Below are 17,729 nucleotides of genomic sequence, written 5' to 3' on the forward strand. Positions count from 1 at the left end.
CAACCCAATATGTTCATGTTCTCAGGTCGACGTCGAATTTGAGTCAGGAGCACCCTCGTGTCCTTGTAGGACAAAAGTGACAATCTGTTATTCCAGATAAACAATCCTCCAGTCAAGACGACTGCTTGCCGAGCATCGACCCTTGCATGCCGCTGTGTGCGTCCATGACTGACACCCCCCCGGCGCGCGCGCCTACAGTCATCCCGCGCAAACGAGGACTACCATATTGTTCAAACAATCACGAACGGGGGTATTACCATGAATCTCAAACAATTGAGCCCAAGCATTACCGATATGATCCGCTTCGACCACTCGCATGTGATGGTCACCTTCCACCAATATTCGAAAGACAAAAGCCCGACAGTCAAAAAGGCGTTGGCGGACACGATCTGCGACGGCCTGGAAATCCACGCCACCCTGGAGGAGGAGATCTTTTACCCGGTCATGCGCCAGCGCGACGGCAGCGAGCCCTTCATCCACGAAGCCGAGCCCGAGCACGATGAAATGCGCCGCCTGATCGCCGAGCTGCGCGCCACGTCCGGCGCCGATCCGCGCCACGACGACCTCGTAATGGAACTGATGCGCGACGTGATGCACCACGTGGCGGAAGAAGAAACCAAGCTGCTGCCGGATGCCGAGGCAATCCTCGGCAAGCGGCGCCTGTCCGAGCTGGGCGCCGACATGACACGCCGCCGCATGCAGCTGGTGGGACCGAAGGCCGGCAAGCTGGCCAAGGAACACATCGTCGGCTTCTCGGGCAGCACGGCGGCAATGGTGGTCGGCGTGGCCGGCGCCCTGCTGGCGGCATTCGCGCTCAAGCCGAAGAAGAACACCTGGAAGTCGCAGCCGGCGAATACCTGAGGATTAGGCAGTACCGAAGGCCTTCGATACGTCGTTACTGCCACTGGCAGTAACGACTCCCCGCGAAGGCGGGGACCCAAGCTTGCCAGCATCTCGACGACGCTCGCAGTACTTGGGGCCCGGCCTGCGCCGGGACGACGTTGTTTTGCGTTCTCTCTGAATCAAGACCTCTACATCTGCTCCGGGAAAAACACCGGCATCGGGTCGAGCGTCGACTTGAGGCCAAGATGCTGCCCCTGCTCCTTGAGCCATAGATCAGCCGTCTTGACGCCCTGGTCGTGCAGCATCTGGAGGAAAGGCATTTCAGCATTCATCTTGGCCGAGATACCGTGATCCTGCAAAAATTCGTTTCCGCTGATCAGGTGCAGGTGCTTGTTATTGGGCGCCGCCCCTGCGCCGCGGCTCTCGTCGGGCACCCCATTCAGATATTGCAGGGCGCTGACCTCGCGCACGAAGCTGATATTGAAGGCGATCTCGTTCGAGCGGTTGGCGATGTCGGCGATATTCGTCGGCATGTCGCTGCGCGCGATCGGATTGTTCTGAATGATGATCAGGTCGCTCGCGGTCGAGTGCCGCACCAGCGGCTCCAGGGGCGGATTGGCGACATAACTGCCGTCCCAGTACATCTCTCCCTCGACCTCGACCGCCGCAAACACCGTCGGCAGGCAGGCCGACGCCACCAGGCGCTGTACGTCCATCTCTTCGCGCCGGAACAGCTTGCCGGTGCCGGTCCGCACATTGGTCGCGGCAATGAACACCTGCAGTTCTTCGCAATCGCGCACCCGGTCAAAGTCGATCATGGTGGCAAGGAAGTTGCGTAATGGATTGAGAGTAAGCGGACCTTCACGCACCGGCCCCATCATTGCGCCCATCATTTCGAGCAGGTGGTAGGCCGGCGAGAATGCCATCGTGAAGGTGGGCGCCATGCGGTCGAGCGGCGTGCGCTGCAGTGGACTCAGGACCGCCGCGCTGCCGAGGGTGCGCCAGAACCGGTCCAGGGAGCGGCGCGCGCCTTCGCGGCCACCGCCACGCGCATAGCCGTCGGCCACCACCACCGCATTGATGGCGCCGGCGCTCGAGCCGCTCAGGGCGTCGATGACCAGGTCTTCCTCTTGCAGCAGGCGGTCGAGCACGCCCCAACCGAAGGCGCCGTAGGTTCCTCCGCCCTGGATCGCGAGGCTGATCTTCTTGTAAGTGGTCAAAGTCGGCTCCCTTATGATTGATGGAGCGAGCATAACGCGGCGCCCGATGTTGCGGCGCAGCGTAGCCTCAGGGCATCCAGGCCATCACGAGCGGCACCAGCCATGGCGCCAGCAGTGCGGTCAGCGCGCCGTTCAGGCCCATCGCCAGGCCGGCGAAGGCGCCCATCCCGGGGCTGACCTGGAAGGCGCGCGCGGTGCCGATGCCGTGCGAGGCCAGGCCCAGCGCGAAGCCGCAGGCGGCGTCCGAGCGGATACCCAGCAGCATGAAGACGTAGCGCCCGAACACGGCGCCGAAGATGCCGGTACCGATCACCAGCGCCGCGGTCAGCGCCGGAATGCCGCCAAGCCGCTCGGACACCGCCATCGCGATCGGCGAGGTGGCCGACTTCGGCCCCAGCGTGTACGCCAGCTCGGGCGTCGCGCCGAGCAGCAGCGCCACCACCACAGCCGACACGATGGCCGTCACGCTGCCGGCCAGCAGCGCCGCGCCCAGCGGCAAGGCGGCGCGGCGCAGGCGCGGCAGCTGGCGCACCAGCGGCACCGCCAGCGCGACGGTGGCCGGGCCGAGCAAGAAATGCACGAACTGGGCGCCGGCAAAATAACGTTCATAGGACATCCCGGTGAGCCACAGCACCGCCACGACCAGGGCGACCGCGATCGCCACCGGATTGGCCAGCGGCGAGGCCTTGCACAAGGCGAAGATGCGCTGCGCCGCCAGGTAGGCGCACAGGGTCATGGTCAGGCCCAGCAGGGGTGAGGCGGAAAGATAGACCCAGAAATGGCTGAACTCGGCGAAATCAGGCATCGCCGTCCTTGCTTGCAGCGCCCATACCGCGCAGGATCAGGCCGGTCACGGCCAGGGCCAGCACGGTGCTGACTACGAGCGAAGCCAGGATCGCGATCCAGTGGCCGCTGCCGCTGCCGGCGGCAACCAGGATGCCGACGCCGGCCGGCACGAACAATAGCGACAGGTGCGACAGCAGCGTATTGGCGGCCTCCTCGACCAGCGCCTGCAGCTTCGGCATGACCAGCAGCGCCGCCATCAGCAGCAACATCCCGGCGACCGGCCCCGGCAAGGGAAGATGGAAGACGAATACGATGCCTTCGCCCAGGCACTGGAACAACAACAGGACCGCGAACGCAGCCAGCATACCCAACCCCCCAACACAACAAGGCGGCCACCCGGGCCGCCAAACGTGTACAGGATAGCAAATCCGGCGCCGCCGCGTACATGCGCTGCGGGTCGCGGCGCCGGTTGCAATATCACGCCTCGGCCGTGGCCCCCGCCCCGGCGATCGCGCCGCGCTTGACCTGGTCGCGCTCGATCGACTCGAACAAGGCCTTGAAGTTGCCTTCGCCGAAGCCGTCGTCGCCCTTGCGCTGGATGAACTCGAAGAACACCGGACCCAGTTGCGGCACGCCGAAGATCTGCACCAGCAGGCGCGCGTGGCCGTCCTTGACGGCGCCGTCGAGCAGCAGGCCGCGCACTTTCAGCGCGTCGGCGTCCTGGCCGTGGCCGGGGATGCGCTCGTCGAGCATCTCGTAATAGGTGTCCGGCGGTGGCGCCATCAGCGGCACGCCGGCGGCGCGCAGCTTGTCGACCGTGGCGATCAGGTCGTCGGTCAGCAGCGCGATGTGCTGGATGCCTTCGCCGTTGAACTGCATCAGGAACTCTTCGATCTGGCCGCCGCCAGCTTTTCCTTCTTCATTCAGCGGAATGCGGATCATGCCGTCCGGCGCCGTCATCGCCTTCGAGGTCAGGCCGGTGTACTCGCCCTTGATGTCGAAGTAGCGGATCTCGCGGAAGTTGAACAGCTTCTCGTAGAAACCGGCCCAATAGGACATGCGGCCGCGGTAAACGTTATGGGTCAGGTGGTCGATGATGGACAGGCCGTGGCCCGGTGGATTGCGGTCGACGCCTGCGATGAATTCGAAGTCGATGTCATAGATCGATTTTCCCTCTTCGAAGCGGTCGATCAGGTACAGCGGCGCGCCCCCGATGCCCTTGATGGCCGGCAGGCGCAGTTCCATGGGGCCGGTCGGGATCTCGACCGCCTGGGCGCCCAGTTCCAGGGCGCGCGCATAGGCCTTGTGCGCGTCCTTGACGCGGAAGGCCATGCCGCAGGCCGCCGGGCCATGCTCGGCCGCGAAGTAGGCCGCGTAGCTCTTCGGTTCGTTGTTGACGATGAAGTTGATCCCGCCCTGGCGGAACAAAGCGACGTCCTTCGAGCGGTGCACCGCGACCTTGGTGAAGCCGAGCGCTTCGAACACCGGTTCCAGCACGCCCGGCGTGGGCGATGCGAACTCGACGAACTCGAAGCCCATCAGGCCCATCGGATTTTCGAACAGGTCTGCCATTGTCTCTTCCTTTATTCAGTTGACTGTTATTGACTCACGTTTCGGCGAACACGTCGGCCAGGAGACCCCGCAACCACTGGTTGCCCGGATCCTGGTTGAAGCGCCGGTGCCAGAAAATATTCGTTTGCAGCGGCGGCAGGTCGAGCGGCGGCGTCGCCCATTCGAGCCCGAACGGCACGGCCGCGCGCTCGGCCAGTTTTTGCGGCACCGTCACGACCAGGTCGCCCGTGCTCACGATATACGGCACCGCCGTGAAATGCGGTACGCGATACCGGGTCGCCTGCCCGATGCCGGCCCTGGCCAGCGCCGCATTCACCCGGTCGTAGGGACTGTCGGCGGCGTCCACCAGCAGATGCTCGGCTTGCGCGAAGCGCGCCAGGGTCAGCTCGCCCCGCGCCAGCGGGTGCCCCTTGCGGAACATCGCCACGAACGGTTGCCTGAACAAATGGCGCTGGTACAGCGCCTCGGACACGTCCTCGAACGGCCCCACCGCCAGGTCGACCCGCCCGCCCTCCATCTCTTCCTTGAGCGACAGCATCCCCACCCGCACCGAGCTGATCTCGACCTGGGGCGCCAGCTGGCGGCAGCGCTCGATCAGCGTCGGCATGAAATACACTTCGCCGACGTCGGTCATGGCCAGCATGAAGCGCCGGTTGCTGGTGGCCGGCTCGAAGCGGCTGCGCTGGTTCAGCGCCAGCGCCACCTGCGCCATCGCCGCCCCGATCGGCTCGGCCATCTGGCTCGCCAGCGGGGTCGGCTGCATGCCGCTCGCGGTGCGCACGAACAGCTCGTCGCCGAAGCTGCGCCGCAGCCGCGCGAGCGCATTGCTCACGGCCGACTGCGACAGCCCCAGGCGCCGTGCCGCCGACGAGATCTGGCGCTCCCGGTATACCTCCTGGAACACGGCCAGCAGATTCAGGTCGATATCGTGTGCTTCGATCATGGATTTCCCGGGCTGCCGGCCTGACCGGCAATAGAAACGCATTGTCCACGCCCAGGCGGTCGCCCGAACAGCAATATTTATGATATGAATAGTCTACATTTTTCTATTCATCTCGTAAAACATGGCGGATTATTCTAGAGTGGCGCCATCAAAGATACTATCTACCGTCCAGGAGACCCCATGAGCCACGAGCCCGGCCATCCGTCAGCCTATATGAGCGGTTTCGGCAATGAATTCGCCACCGAAGCCCTGCCCGGCGCCCTGCCCCAGCACCGCAACTCGCCCCAGCGCGTGGCCTATGGCCTGTATGCCGAGCAGCTGTCCGGCACCGCCTTCACCGCTCCGCGCAGCCATAACCGGCGCTCGTGGCTCTACCGCATCCGCCCGGCGGCGGTGCATGGCAGCTTTGTCCGGCTGGACGCGCCGCGCCTGGTAGGCCGCTTCGACACCCCGGCGCCGCCCAACCAGCTGCGCTGGAGCCCGCTGCCGATGCCGGACTCGCCGACCGACTTCATCGACGGCTGGGTGACCATGGCCGGCAACGGCGCGTTTGATGCGATGAGCGGCTGCGCCATCCATATGTACGCGGCAAACCGCGGGATGGATGGCCGCTATTTTTATAACTCGGATGGCGAACTCCTGATCGTGCCCCAGCTGGGCAGGCTGTCGATCGCGACCGAGCTGGGCCACATCGAGGTGGAACCGCAGGAAATCGCCGTGATCCCGCGCGGCGTGCGCTTCCAGGTGCTGCTCCCCGACGGCGAGGCGCGCGGCTATATCTGCGAGAACTTCGGCGCCCTGCTGCGCTTGCCCGATCTGGGCCCGCTCGGCTCCAACGGCCTGGCCAACCCGCGCGACTTCCTCACGCCGACGGCGCGCTACGAAGACCTCGAGGGCGATTTCGAGCTGGTGACCAAGTTCGGCGGGCGCCTGTGGCGCGCCCCGATTGGCCACTCGCCGCTGGACGTCGTGGCCTGGCACGGCAACTACGTGCCCTATAAATACGACCTGCGCCACTTCAACGCGATCGGCTCGATCAGCTACGACCATCCTGATCCATCGATCTTCCTGGTGCTGCAGTCGCCGTCCGACACGCCGGGCGTGGACACGATCGACTTCGTGATCTTCCCGCCGCGCTGGCTGGCGGCCGAGGACACCTTCCGTCCGCCCTGGTTCCACCGCAACGTCGCCAGTGAGTTCATGGGCCTGATCCACGGCGCCTACGACGCCAAGGCCGAAGGCTTTGTGCCGGGCGGCGCCAGCATCCACAACTGCATGAGCGGGCATGGCCCGGACGCCGCCACCTTCGACAAGGCCAGCAGCGCCGACACCGGCCACCCACACAAGGTGGGCGACACGATGGCCTTCATGTTCGAGACCCGCGCCGCCCTGGTGCCGACGGCGCAGGCGCTGGCCTCGCCCCAGCTGCAGGGCGATTATCAGCAGTGCTGGGCTGGCATCCAGAAGCACTTCCGCCTGGAGCGATGACACGCCAGCACACGCTGCGGTGTTCCCGGATTTTGTCATTTATGCCATGATTCGCGGGCGGGCCATGGTGGCCCGCCCGGCCACGGTCCGGCATGACCGGTCATGGGGCAAGCGCCCAGCATGTCAGACATATTGATCATCCTCGTTCTGATCCTCTTGAACGGGGTGTTCGCGATGAGCGAACTCGCGCTCGTCTCGGCCAAGCGCATGCGCCTGGAACGGCGCGCCGAAGAAGGCAGCCGCGGCGCCCGCGCCGCGATTGCGCTGGCCGACAATCCCAGCCATTTCCTGTCCACCGTCCAGGTGGGCATCACCCTGATCGGCATCTTCACCGGCGCCTTCGGCGAAGCCTCGCTGGTGTCGCGCCTGACGCCGCAGATCGAGACCGTCGGCTTCCTGGCGCCCTACGCCTACGAGATCGCGCTGTTCGTGGTGGTGCTGGGCATCACCTTCGTCTCGATCGTCCTGGGCGAACTGGTGCCCAAGCGGATCGCGATGCGCCACCCGGAGACGATGGCGACCCTGATCGCCCCGCCGCTGAACATGCTGTCGGTGGTCATGTCGCCGTTCGTCAAGGTGCTGTCGCTCACCACCGAGGCAATCGTGCGCCTGTTCGGCATCCACGACGCCAAGGAGGACGCGCCGACCGAAGAAGACATCGCCGGCATGTTCAAGGAAGGCACCGACGCCGGCCTGTTCGAAAAAACCGAGTACGACATCGTCTCGCGCGCGCTGCGCCTGGACGACCGCCACCTGAAGGCCCTCATGACGCCGCGGGTCGACCTGGTCATGATCGACCTCGACGCCGAGCGGCGCAGCACCCTGGAACTCATCAGCTGCCACAATTACAGCCGCTTCCCCGTGTACCGCGGCGACCGCGCCCAGATCCTGGGTTACGTGAAGGTGCGCGACCTGCTGGCGCAGTCGGTGCGGCATGGCTCGCTCGAGGCGGTCAATATCGAGCATGCGGTGTCCGATGTCCTGTTCGTGCCCGAGACCGTGAGCGCCATGGTGCTGCTCGAGCTGTTCAAGAAGAACCGCGCCGAACTGGCCCTGATTGTCGACGAGTACGGCGACATCCAGGGCATGGTCACCCTGTCCGACGTGATGAGCGCCCTGGTGGGCGACGTCACCGTGATCGGCGAAGAGAACGATCCGGACGCGGTGCAGCGCCAGGACGGCAGCTGGCTGCTCGACGGCGGCGTCGACCTGGACCGCTTCCGCGACCTGATGAATACCGACGTGCGCTTTCCGGATGAAGGGACCGGCGCGTACCACACGCTGGCCGGCTTCGTGCTGTACCAGTTCGGCTACATCCCCAAGACCTCCGAATTCTTCGAATGGGGCGGCTATCGCGTCGAGGTGGTCGACATGGACGGCAACCGCATCGACCGCATCCTGGTGGACCGCTTGCCCGCGCCGCAGCCGGTCGCCGAAGAGGCCTGACCTTCCCTCCCTGCGAGGAGAGAGACAGGCCCCGCGATGTCACGCCCGCGGCTCCTGGCTCGTCTGGATGGATGTGAGGCTCACGAACGATCGTGGGCGGTCACGCATCCAACCCAGCAGGAGCAAGCATCATGCAACAAAACAAGGATATCGTCGTCCTGATCACCGGCGGCGCAGCCGGCATCGGCCGCGCCGCGGCGCTACAGTTTGCACAGGGCGGCGCGCACGTCGTCGTCACCGGCCGGCGCGAGGCGCCGCTCCAGGCGCTCGCCGCCGAACATCCAGGCATCGGCTATGTCGTGGCCGACGCCGGCAAGGCCGAGGACGCGCCGCGCACGATCGCCGCCGTCATCGAGCGCCATGGCCGCCTCGACGTCCTGGTCAACAATGCCGGGGCTGGCGCCATCCTGCCCCTGCAGGACGCCGAAGCCGCGCAGATTCGCGACATCTTCGAGGTCAACGTCATCGGCCCGTCGCTGCTGGCGCGCGCCGCGCTGCCGCACCTGGAGGCGGCGCAAGGCCTCATCCTCAACCTGTCGTCCACCTTCGGCCACAAGGCCGGCGCCCTGCTGTCCCACTACGGCGCCAGCAAGGCCGCGGTGGAGCACCTGACGCGCTGCTGGGCGCTGGAACTGGCGCCGCGCGGCATCCGCGTCAACGCGATCGCCGCCGGACCGACCGAGACCGACTTCCTGGCCGAGCGGATGGGTCTCACGCCGGAGCAGATCCAGGCCGTGAAGGCCGACGAAGCCGCACGCATTCCGCTGGGCAGGCGCGGCGCGCCGGCCGACGTCGCCGCGGCGATCGTGGCCCTGGCCGGCACGATGGGTGGGTGGATCACCGGCCAGGTGCTGGCCGTCGACGGCGGCTTGAACATCAGCTAGCACGCCGCACCTGGCGAGCACGTATACTTGTGCTTTGGATCGCACAAGGAACAGCATGGACGTCGTCAGGCTCGGCCCTCTCATCATTCCGCTATCGGCCGTGCTGGTCGTGCTCGCGCTGCTGGCGGCTACCACCTCGGCCGACTGGCTGCGCCGCCGGCGCGGCGTCGACCCCGGCACGGTGCTGTGGCGGATGATCGTGGCGGGCTTCATTGCCGCGCGCGCCGTGTTCGTGCTCAAGCACCACGACATCTACGTCAAGGCGCCATGGAGCGCGCTGGACATCCGCGACGGCGGCTTCGAAGCGGCGGCGGGCCTGATCGTCGCCTGCGTGATCGGCGCCGAACTGACCCGGCGCCGCGCCGAGCTGCGCCGCCCGCTGCTGGCCAGCGTGCTGGCCGGCGGCGCGGTCTGGATCGGCGGCCTGCTGGCCGCCCAGGCGCTGGCGCCGCCGCGGCCGCCCTTGCCCGACCTGATGGTGCGCCAGCTCGACGGCAGCGAAGTGGCGCTGCGCAGCCTGGGCGGGCGACCGCTGGTGGTCAACCTGTGGGCCACCTGGTGTCCGCCCTGCCGGCGCGAGATGCCGGCCATGCAGGCGGCGCAGGCGGCCAATCCGGACATCGGCTTCGTGTTCGTCAACCAGGGCGAGTCGGGCGTGGTGGTGCGGCGCTTTTTGGCCACGCAGCAGCTGCGCCTGCAGAACGTGGTCATCGATCCTGCCGGCCAGCTCGCGGCGCGTACCGGCGCCGCCGGCTATCCCACCACCCTGTTCTATGACGCGGATGGCAAGCTGCGGCTGCGTCACGTCGGCGAGCTGTCGGAGGCAACGCTGAGGGACAAGCTGGCGAGCCTGCAATGAGCAGGCTACCGTGCCATTGCGACTTGTGGTAAAACATCGCGGCAACCGAGGAGATGTCTATGCAAGTCAATCCGATCCAGCTGTTCGACGCCGAATCGTCGACGTTTACGTATATTCTGGCCGCCCCGGGCAGCTACGACGCCGTCATCATCGATCCGGTCGACCGCCATTTCACGCGCGACCTGGCCCATATCGAGCGCCTCGGCTTGCGCCTGACCCACGTGCTGGAGACCCACGCCCACGCCGACCACGTGACCTCGGCCGGCCGACTGCGCGAGCATACGGGCGCCAAGGCCTGCGTACCCAGCGGCTGCGACATCCCGCCGGCCGAAGTGCAGCTGCAGGACGGCGACCAGATCCGCTTCGGCCTGCACGAGCACATCGCGGTGATCCACACGCCTGGTCACACGGCCGGCAGCATGTGCTATCTGTGGCATGGCAACCTGTTTACGGGGGATACCCTGTTGATCGACGGCTGCGGCCGCACCGACTTCCAGAGCGGGAGTTCGGACAGCCTGTACGACAGCGTCACCCGCAAGCTGTTCGTCCTGGACGACCATGTACGGGTGTGGCCGGGCCACGACTACAAGGGCCAGTCGGTGTCGACCATCGGCTGGGAGCGGCGCCACAACGCGCGCCTGGCCAACCGCAGCCGCGAGGATTTCGTTGCCCTGATGGCGGCGCTCGACCTGCCGCGCCCGCGGATGATGGATGTCGCCGTGCCGGCAAACCGCAATCTGGGCCTGCCGCACAGCGTGTGATGGATTAGTAGCGCCAGGTGCGTTTGGGCGTTGGTGGACGCTTCATTACCTTCGTTTGAAACTGCTTCCAGATCAGCCCGGCCAGGGCCATCATGATCATCTTGCGCATAATTTCTCCTTGATGGTGGTCGGCGACATGCCGTTACTGACAGCATAGCCCGGGCCTCTACTTCGTGGCGCAGGTTTGCCTGACCCAAAGGATGCAGTAGAATCCCTGTCTTTCTGGCAAGACCAAGAGACGGACCATGGCCGACGGGCACAACGAACTCAAGCGCGGGCTGAAGAACCGCCACATCCAGCTGATCGCCCTCGGCGGCGCCATTGGCACCGGCCTGTTCCTCGGCATCGCCTCGACGATCCAGATGGCCGGTCCCTCTGTGCTGCTGGGCTATGCGATCGCCGGGGCGGTCGCCTTCCTGATCATGCGCCAGCTCGGCGAGATGATCGTCGACGAGCCGGTGGCCGGCTCGTTCAGCCACTTCGCCGACAAGTATTGCGGCCGCTGGGCCGGCTTCGCCTCGGGCTGGAATTACTGGGTGATGTACATCCTGGTCAGCCTGGCCGAGCTGACCGCGCTCGGCATCTATATGCAGTACTGGTTCCCGGAGCTGCCGACCTGGGTCTCGGCCCTCGGCTTCTTCGTGCTGGTCAACTGTATCAGCCTGCTCAACGTGAAGGCCTTCGGCGAAATGGAGTTCTGGTTCGCCGTGATCAAGGTGGTCGCGGTGGTCGGCATGATCGTGTTCGGCCTCTACCTGCTGATCGGCGGTGGCGCCGGTCCCGAGGCGGGCGTGGCCAATCTGTGGCAGCACGGCGGCTTCTTCCCGCACGGCGTGGCCGGCCTCGCGATGGCGATGGCGGTGATCATGTTCTCGTTCGGCGGCCTGGAACTGATCGGCATCACCGCCGCCGAAGCCGACGACCCGGCGCGCACGATCCCGCGCGCCACCAACAACGCGCTGTACCGGATCCTGATCTTCTACATCGGCGCGCTTGCGGTGCTCCTGATGCTGTACCCGTGGCAGAAGGTGGTCCTAGGGGGCAGCCCCTTCGTGCTGATCTTCCAGGCGCTCGACAGCGGCTGGGTCGCCAACGTCCTCAACCTGGTCGTGCTGACCGCCGCGCTATCGGTGTATAACGGCTGCGTCTACGCCAACAGCCGCATGCTGTTCGGCCTGGCCGAACAGGGCAATGCGCCAGCGTCGCTGAAGTACACCAACCGGCGCGGCGTGCCGCTGGTCGCCCTGGGCGTGTCGGCGATGGCAACGGCTTCGGCGATCGTGATCAATTATTTCCTGCCGCGCGAAGCGCTGGGCATGGTGATGACGCTGGCCACGACCGCCCTGGTCCTGAACTGGGCCATGATTTCGTGGAGCCACCTGCGTTTCCGCCGCAGCAAGGAGGCGCTCGGCGCGACGACGACCTTCCGCAGCCCCTGGTTCCCGCTGTCGAATTATGTGTGCCTGGGATTCGTTGCCCTGCTGCTGGTCGTGATGCTCCTCACGCCTGGCCTGCGCATCTCGGTATTCCTGATTCCGGTATGGCTGGCGGTACTTGGCCTGGGCTACTGGCTGCGCGAGCGGCGCAAGACCCGCTAGTTGCGCCGACCTGCGGCATCTCCTTCTGCCGCGTCTCCTTCGAGAAGCGACTCCGGCGCACGACCGGAGGGCGGGTCCAGGATGAAGCGCGGCAGTGTCAGCGCGAGACCGCTATGCGGCAGCACTACGTCGCGGATGCCTCCCGATTGCGACCGCCTGGCGGCGCTGCCTGCGCCGACCAGGGTGGCAAAGCCGAAATCGTGCATCACGTTGGCGAACAGGATGGCGGACGAATACGTGCCGGGTCCGATACGCACACAGGTTTTGCCCGAGAAGCGCAGCGGGTTGTCCGGCTGCGGCTGGCGCCAGGTCGCAATCTCGCCCTGCATGGGCTTGGCCGGGGCGCCTGCCGGGGCCCGCGCCAGGCCGCGGAAGGTTGAGCCGGTCCGGTAGGGTTGCGTGGCCAGATAGGGCATCAAGCCGTCCAGCCACACCGCGTCGTCTCCTCCACCGTTGTTGCTGATGTCGATCACCAGGCTGGTCACGCCCTGGGCGCGGATGCGGGTGAACGCGTCGCGGGTAAATGCCAGGAATGGAGCGGGATCGGCCAGGTTGAAAGTGTCGATCGTCAGCACGGCCCCGCCATCCCGGCCAATGGCGAGATCGAAGGGTTGCCGTGCCTCCTGTTCCAGGACGCCCGGCAGCGTCCGTCGTGCTGGCATGGTGACCGTGCGCCGCACGCCCTCCTCTTCCAGTACCAGTTCGTAGGCCTCGGGAGCGCCAAACCTCTTCCAGTAGTACAACCACCAGCGCTGGCCCAGCAGGTTCGCCCGAAAGCGTGGCGTATCGCCGTGCACCATGGACGACAGGGTCGACACGAGTTCCCCTGCGGCCACGCCATTGACGGAGACGACGCGGGTCGGGGTTGCAAGCAGATGGAGCGCGCCATCCTGTTCGACGTTCACCTCGATCGGAAACAGGCCGCCGCCCTGCGCCAGCCACGCACGCGTTTCCCTGCGCCAGTCCGGATAGCCGATCACGAAGTGACCATCGGCGAGCAGCGGATTGATCGATGCAAGCCGTTGCCACGCTTCGTCGCGCGTGAGCGCGGGCGGCGCATCGTGCGCCATCCGGTCGAGCGCGCGGTGCATGGCCGGCGGGTCGGTCGAGAAGCCGGGATCCGGGTGCATGCGCGCGATCATGGCGCGGACGAAGGCGATATCTTCGCGAAACTGCGCCGCGCTGATGGGCTGCGGCACGCCATCCGCTGCCGTCACCGGTCCACAAGCAAGGAAGAACGTCGCCAGTAGCGGCCGAAATCGGGAAATCGTGGACAGCAGTCGTCGATGCATGCGTGCTTTCAATAGTCTTGCCGGTTACCTCATCCGGAACGAATGCATGCTAGCGCCAGACTTGCTGGGCGGCATGGGTTTTGCGATGAAATGCACTATCACGCGACAAATGCGGCTAAATGCCGCCCAGCCACGTATGTCCTTGCGCCCGTTTAGCCGATCCCAATGACTGGCCCGTTCGATGCTCTATCGTCGTCGGTGCGCCGGGCGCTGTGCGGCGCACCCATGCCGCATAACTTGCCTCCATCGCGCCAATCAAGGCAACCCCTACCTCAATGGCAAAAAATGACGACTTGCTATGTTGCAAAGCAATATGAAAATAGTTTCGCGCAGTTGACGTAAACGTCAACTAAAGGTCTATGATGCCTCTTGCTGCAAAACACCTCAAAAGGGAAAGCATACATATGAGCCAGAGCAATCCTCTGTCGCTGCACGTACCGGAGCCTACCGGCCGCCCGGGCTGCAAGACTGATTTTTCGTTCCTCCAGGTGAGCGCTGCCGGTTCGGTCCGGCGTCCACCGATCGATGTCGCTCCATTGGAGACAAGCGACATCGCCCAACAACTGATCCGCGTGCTCGACGAGCACGGCAATGCCGTCGGCCCCTGGGCCGAGGAACCCGACCGCGACCTGCTGCGCTTCGGCCTGCGCACCATGATGAAGACCCGCATCTTCGATGCGCGCATGGTAATCGCCCAGCGCCAGAAGAAGATGTCGTTCTATATGATCTCGCTCGGCGAGGAGGCGATCGGCACCGCCCACGCCCTCGCGCTGCAGGACGGCGACATGAATTTCCCGACCTACCGCCAGCAAAGCCTCTTGATGGCGCGTCAGGTGCCCCTGGTCGACATGATCTGCCAGCTGCTGTCCAATGAGCGCGATCCGCTCAAGGGCCGCCAGCTGCCGGTGATGTACTCGGTGCGCGAGGCCGGCTTCTTTACTATTTCGGGCAACCTCGCCACCCAGTACCCGCAAGCCGTGGGCTGGGCCATGGCCTCCGCGATCAAGGGCGACACAAAAATAGCGTCGGCCTGGATCGGCGACGGCGCCACCGCGGAATCCGATTTCTCGACCGCCCTCACCTTTGCCCATGTGTACCGCGCGCCGGTCATCCTCAACGTGGTCAACAACCAGTGGGCGATCTCGAGCTTCCAGGCGCTCGCCGGCGGCGAGAGCGTGACCTTCGCCACCCGCGGCATCGGCAGCGGCATCGCCTCGCTGCGCGTGGACGGCAATGACTTTTTGGCCGTGCTGTCGGCCTCGCGCTGGGCCGCCGAAAGAGCGCGCAGCAATCTCGGCCCGACCCTGATCGAATGGGTCACCTACCGCGCCGGCCCGCACTCGACCTCGGACGATCCTTCGCGCTACCGCCCGGCCGACGATTACGCCCGCTTCCCGCTGGGCGACCCGATCGCCCGCCTGCGCCAGTACCTGAGCAATCTGGGCTGGTGGTCGGATGCCGAGCACGAGGCCGTGCAGGCCGAGCTCGAAGCCGAAGTGCTGGCCGCGCAGAAGGAAGCCGAGAGCTACGGCACCCTGGGCGACGAGCGCGCGCCGAGCGCCGCGACCATGTTCGAAGACGTTTATAAAGACATGCCGGCGCACCTGCGCCGTCAGCGTCAGCAGTTGGGAGTATAAGATGGCACGAGACGATCAACCGAAGGACATCGCAACGATGCCGATGACCATGATCCAGGCACTGCGCTCGGCCATGGACGTGATGATGGAACGCGACGGCAACGTCGTGGTGTATGGCCAGGACGTCGGCTACTTTGGCGGCGTGTTCCGCGTTACCGACGGCCTGCAAGCGAAGTATGGCAAGTCGCGCGTGTTCGACGCCCCGATCTCGGAAGGCGGCATCGTCGGCACCGCGGTCGGCATGGCCGCTTATGGCCTGCGCCCCGTGGTCGAGATCCAGTTCGCCGACTATTTTTATCCGGCGACCGACCAGATCGTGTCCGAGGCGGCGCGCCTGCGCTACCGCTCGGCCGGCGAATTCACCGCGTCGATGGTGATCCGCATGCCTTGCGGCGGCGGCATCTACGGCGGCCAGACCCATAGCCAGAGCCCCGAGGCCTTCTTCACCCACGTGTGCGGCCTGCGCACCGTGATGCCCTCGAACCCCTACGACGCCAAGGGCCTCTTGATCGCCTCGATCGAGAACGACGATCCGGTGATCTTCCTGGAACCGAAACGTCTTTACAATGGTCCTTTTGATGGCCACCACGACCGTCCGGTCGTGCCCTGGTCCGGCCATCCGAAGGGCGACGTCCCAACGGGTTACTACACCGTCGACCTGGATAAAGCTGCCATCGTCCGCCCCGGCAACGACGTCACCGTGCTGGCCTACGGCACCATGGTCTGGGTCGCCGAAGCGGCGGCGCGCGAATCGGGCGTCGATGCCGAGGTGATCGACCTGCGCAGTATCTGGCCGCTCGACCTCGACACCATCGTCGACTCGGTCAAGAAGACCGGGCGCTGCGTGATCGTGCACGAGGCGACGCAGACCAGCGGCTTCGGCGCCGAACTGGCGGCGCTGGTGCAAGAGCACTGCTTCTACCAGCTGGAGGCCCCGATCGGGCGCGTCGCCGGCTGGGACACCCCGTATCCGCATGCGCAGGAGTGGGCTTATTTCCCGGGGCCCGACCGTGTCGGCGCGGCCTTGACTCGCGTGATGGAGGGTTGATTCAATGGGTATTCACGTTATCAAGATGCCTGACCTCGGCGAAGGCATCGCCGAAGTCGAAGTGGTGGCCTGGCACGTTCAACCGGGCGACGTCGTCAAGGAAGACCAGGTGCTGGCCGACGTCATGACCGACAAGGCGACGGTCGAGATCCCGTCGCCGGTCGCGGGCACCATCACGAGCCTGGGCGGTGCGATCGGCCAGTCGCTGGCCGTCGGTGCGGAGCTGATCCGCCTCGAAGTCGAGGGCGCCGGCAACCTGAAGGACAAGGGCGCAGCCAGCCAGGAGCCGGTCAGGACAGCCGCCGCCACCGCGCCGGCCGAAGAAGTCGCCGAGCCGCTACTCGCAGCCGTGGCGGCCAATGAAGCATCCGCAGTAGCGCCTGCCCCGGCCCCCGCCCCTGCATCCAGGGCGGCGCCGGCCGCGCGACCGGCGCCAGTGTCGAAGGGCGCGCCCCAGCTGCGCGCCGAAGGCGAGAAACCGCTGGCCCCGCCGGCCGTGCGCCAGCGCGCCTGGGACCTGGGCGTCGAGCTGCAGTTCGTGGCCGGCAGCGGCCCGGCCGGCCGCATCACCCACGCCGACCTGGACGCCCACGTGGCCGGCCACCGCGGCGGCGCGGCCAATGGCGGCCCCGACGAACGGTACGCCGAGCAGCATGGCGAACACGCGACGCAAGTGATCGGCCTGCGCCGCAAGATCGCCGAGAAGATGCAGGAAGCCAAGCGCAACATCCCGCACTTCACCTATGTCGAAGAAGTCGACGTCACCGAACTCGAAGCGCTGCGCGTGCAACTGAACGCCCGCTACGGGGCGGAACGCGGCAAGCTGACCCTGCTGCCGCTGCTGATGCGCGCCGTGGTGCTCGCCCTGCGCAGCTATCCGATGATGAGCGCGCGCTACGACGACGACAAGAACCTGCTCACCACCTATGACGCGGCCCACATCGGCATCGCGGCCCAGACCGACAATGGCCTGATGGTGCCGGTGGTGCGCCACGCCGAGTCGCGTGACCCATGGTCGAGCGCGGCCGAAATTTCGCGCCTGGCCGACGCCGCGCGCACTGGCAAGGCGACGCGCGACGAACTGACCGGCTCCACCATCACGATCACCAGCCTCGGCGCCCTGGGCGGCATCGTCACCACGCCGGTGATCAACCGCCCTGAAGTCGCCATCGTCGGCGTCAACCGCATCGTCGACCGTCCGGTGATCCGGGATGGCGCCATGGTGGCGCGCAAGATGATGAACCTGTCGTCGTCGTTCGACCATCGCGTGATCGATGGCATGGTGGCGGCCCAGTTCGTGCAGGCGATCCGGGGCTACCTCGAGTTCCCAGCAACCCTGTTCGTGGAGTGAA

Annotated in this window: 16 protein-coding genes; 10 read left to right on the forward strand and 6 right to left on the reverse strand. The window is 65.9% G+C overall.

What is annotated here, in order from left to right; genetic code table 11:
• Positions 1-258 precede the first annotated feature (258 nt).
• The gene (locus AC3A6F_RS11770; protein ID WP_487680861.1) at positions 259-861 is read left to right on the forward strand and encodes a hemerythrin domain-containing protein; all 603 of its coding nucleotides are present in this window, start codon (positions 259-261) and stop codon (positions 859-861) included.
• 170 nt (positions 862-1,031) lie between these two features.
• Here AC3A6F_RS11770 and AC3A6F_RS11775 read toward each other — a convergent pair whose 3' ends face one another.
• From AC3A6F_RS11775 to AC3A6F_RS11795, 5 genes are all read right to left on the reverse strand, one after another.
• On the reverse strand, positions 1,032-2,063 hold the full coding sequence (locus tag AC3A6F_RS11775) for a patatin-like phospholipase family protein (RefSeq protein ID WP_487680863.1): 1,032 nt from the start codon (positions 2,061-2,063) through the stop codon (positions 1,032-1,034).
• A gap of 67 nt (positions 2,064-2,130) precedes the next feature.
• Positions 2,131-2,868, reverse strand: coding sequence for an LrgB family protein (locus AC3A6F_RS11780; protein WP_487680865.1), 738 nt, complete (start codon positions 2,866-2,868; stop codon positions 2,131-2,133).
• Positions 2,861-3,214 (reverse strand): CidA/LrgA family protein, encoded by a 354-nt coding sequence (locus AC3A6F_RS11785; RefSeq protein ID WP_487680867.1) that lies wholly within the window; start codon positions 3,212-3,214, stop codon positions 2,861-2,863. The genes AC3A6F_RS11780 and AC3A6F_RS11785 overlap by 8 nt, the downstream gene beginning before the upstream one ends.
• Before the next feature lie 112 nt (positions 3,215-3,326).
• On the reverse strand, positions 3,327-4,421 hold the full coding sequence (gene hppD, locus AC3A6F_RS11790; RefSeq protein WP_487680869.1) for a 4-hydroxyphenylpyruvate dioxygenase: 1,095 nt from the start codon (positions 4,419-4,421) through the stop codon (positions 3,327-3,329).
• 34 nt (positions 4,422-4,455) lie between these two features.
• Positions 4,456-5,364: a LysR family transcriptional regulator gene (locus tag AC3A6F_RS11795; protein WP_487680871.1), complete on the reverse strand. Its 909-nt coding sequence runs from the start codon at positions 5,362-5,364 to the stop codon at positions 4,456-4,458.
• Between the two features lie 180 nt (positions 5,365-5,544).
• On the opposite strand from AC3A6F_RS11795, the gene hmgA reads away from it, so the two are divergent.
• The 6 genes from hmgA (at position 5,545) to AC3A6F_RS11825 (ending at position 12,400) form a co-directional block, all read left to right on the forward strand.
• Positions 5,545-6,852, forward strand: a complete 1,308-nt coding sequence (gene hmgA, locus AC3A6F_RS11800) for a homogentisate 1,2-dioxygenase (RefSeq protein ID WP_487680873.1) — start codon at positions 5,545-5,547, stop codon at positions 6,850-6,852.
• 120 nt (positions 6,853-6,972) lie between these two features.
• Positions 6,973-8,298 carry a hemolysin family protein gene (locus AC3A6F_RS11805; protein ID WP_487680874.1) on the forward strand — a complete coding sequence of 442 codons (1,326 nt, stop codon included), beginning with the start codon at positions 6,973-6,975 and terminating at the stop codon, positions 8,296-8,298.
• A gap of 131 nt (positions 8,299-8,429) precedes the next feature.
• Positions 8,430-9,182, forward strand: coding sequence for an SDR family NAD(P)-dependent oxidoreductase (locus tag AC3A6F_RS11810; RefSeq protein ID WP_487680876.1), 753 nt, complete (start codon positions 8,430-8,432; stop codon positions 9,180-9,182).
• A 55-nt stretch (positions 9,183-9,237) separates the two neighbouring features.
• Complete coding sequence (locus tag AC3A6F_RS11815) at positions 9,238-10,041, forward strand: TlpA family protein disulfide reductase (protein WP_487680878.1); 804 nt, start codon at positions 9,238-9,240, stop codon at positions 10,039-10,041.
• Positions 10,042-10,100: 59 nt separating this feature from the next.
• Positions 10,101-10,802 (forward strand): MBL fold metallo-hydrolase, encoded by a 702-nt coding sequence (locus AC3A6F_RS11820; protein ID WP_487680880.1) that lies wholly within the window; start codon positions 10,101-10,103, stop codon positions 10,800-10,802.
• A 245-nt stretch (positions 10,803-11,047) separates the two neighbouring features.
• Positions 11,048-12,400 carry an amino acid permease gene (locus tag AC3A6F_RS11825; RefSeq protein WP_487680882.1) on the forward strand — a complete coding sequence of 451 codons (1,353 nt, stop codon included), beginning with the start codon at positions 11,048-11,050 and terminating at the stop codon, positions 12,398-12,400.
• Here the strand turns inward: AC3A6F_RS11825 and AC3A6F_RS11830 are convergent.
• A complete protein-coding gene (locus AC3A6F_RS11830) occupies positions 12,397-13,692 on the reverse strand; it encodes a S41 family peptidase (RefSeq protein ID WP_487680884.1) in 1,296 nt (431 codons plus the stop codon). The genes AC3A6F_RS11825 and AC3A6F_RS11830 overlap by 4 nt on opposite strands.
• 404 nt (positions 13,693-14,096) lie before the next feature.
• Between AC3A6F_RS11830 and AC3A6F_RS11835 the strand changes: the two genes are divergently transcribed.
• Genes AC3A6F_RS11835 through AC3A6F_RS11845 form a run of 3 tightly spaced genes read left to right on the forward strand, consistent with a single transcriptional unit; the run spans position 14,097 to position 17,728 of the window.
• On the forward strand, positions 14,097-15,329 hold the full coding sequence (locus AC3A6F_RS11835) for a thiamine pyrophosphate-dependent enzyme (protein ID WP_487680886.1): 1,233 nt from the start codon (positions 14,097-14,099) through the stop codon (positions 15,327-15,329).
• 37 nt (positions 15,330-15,366) lie between these two features.
• The gene (locus AC3A6F_RS11840) at positions 15,367-16,377 is read left to right on the forward strand and encodes an alpha-ketoacid dehydrogenase subunit beta (protein ID WP_487681293.1); all 1,011 of its coding nucleotides are present in this window, start codon (positions 15,367-15,369) and stop codon (positions 16,375-16,377) included.
• A gap of 4 nt (positions 16,378-16,381) precedes the next feature.
• Entirely contained in the window at positions 16,382-17,728 is a 1,347-nt protein-coding gene (locus tag AC3A6F_RS11845; protein ID WP_487680888.1) for a dihydrolipoamide acetyltransferase family protein, read from the forward strand.
• The last annotated feature ends 1 nt before the right edge of the window (position 17,729 follow it).

The organism is Massilia sp. Soil_C_3 (assembly GCF_057657035.1).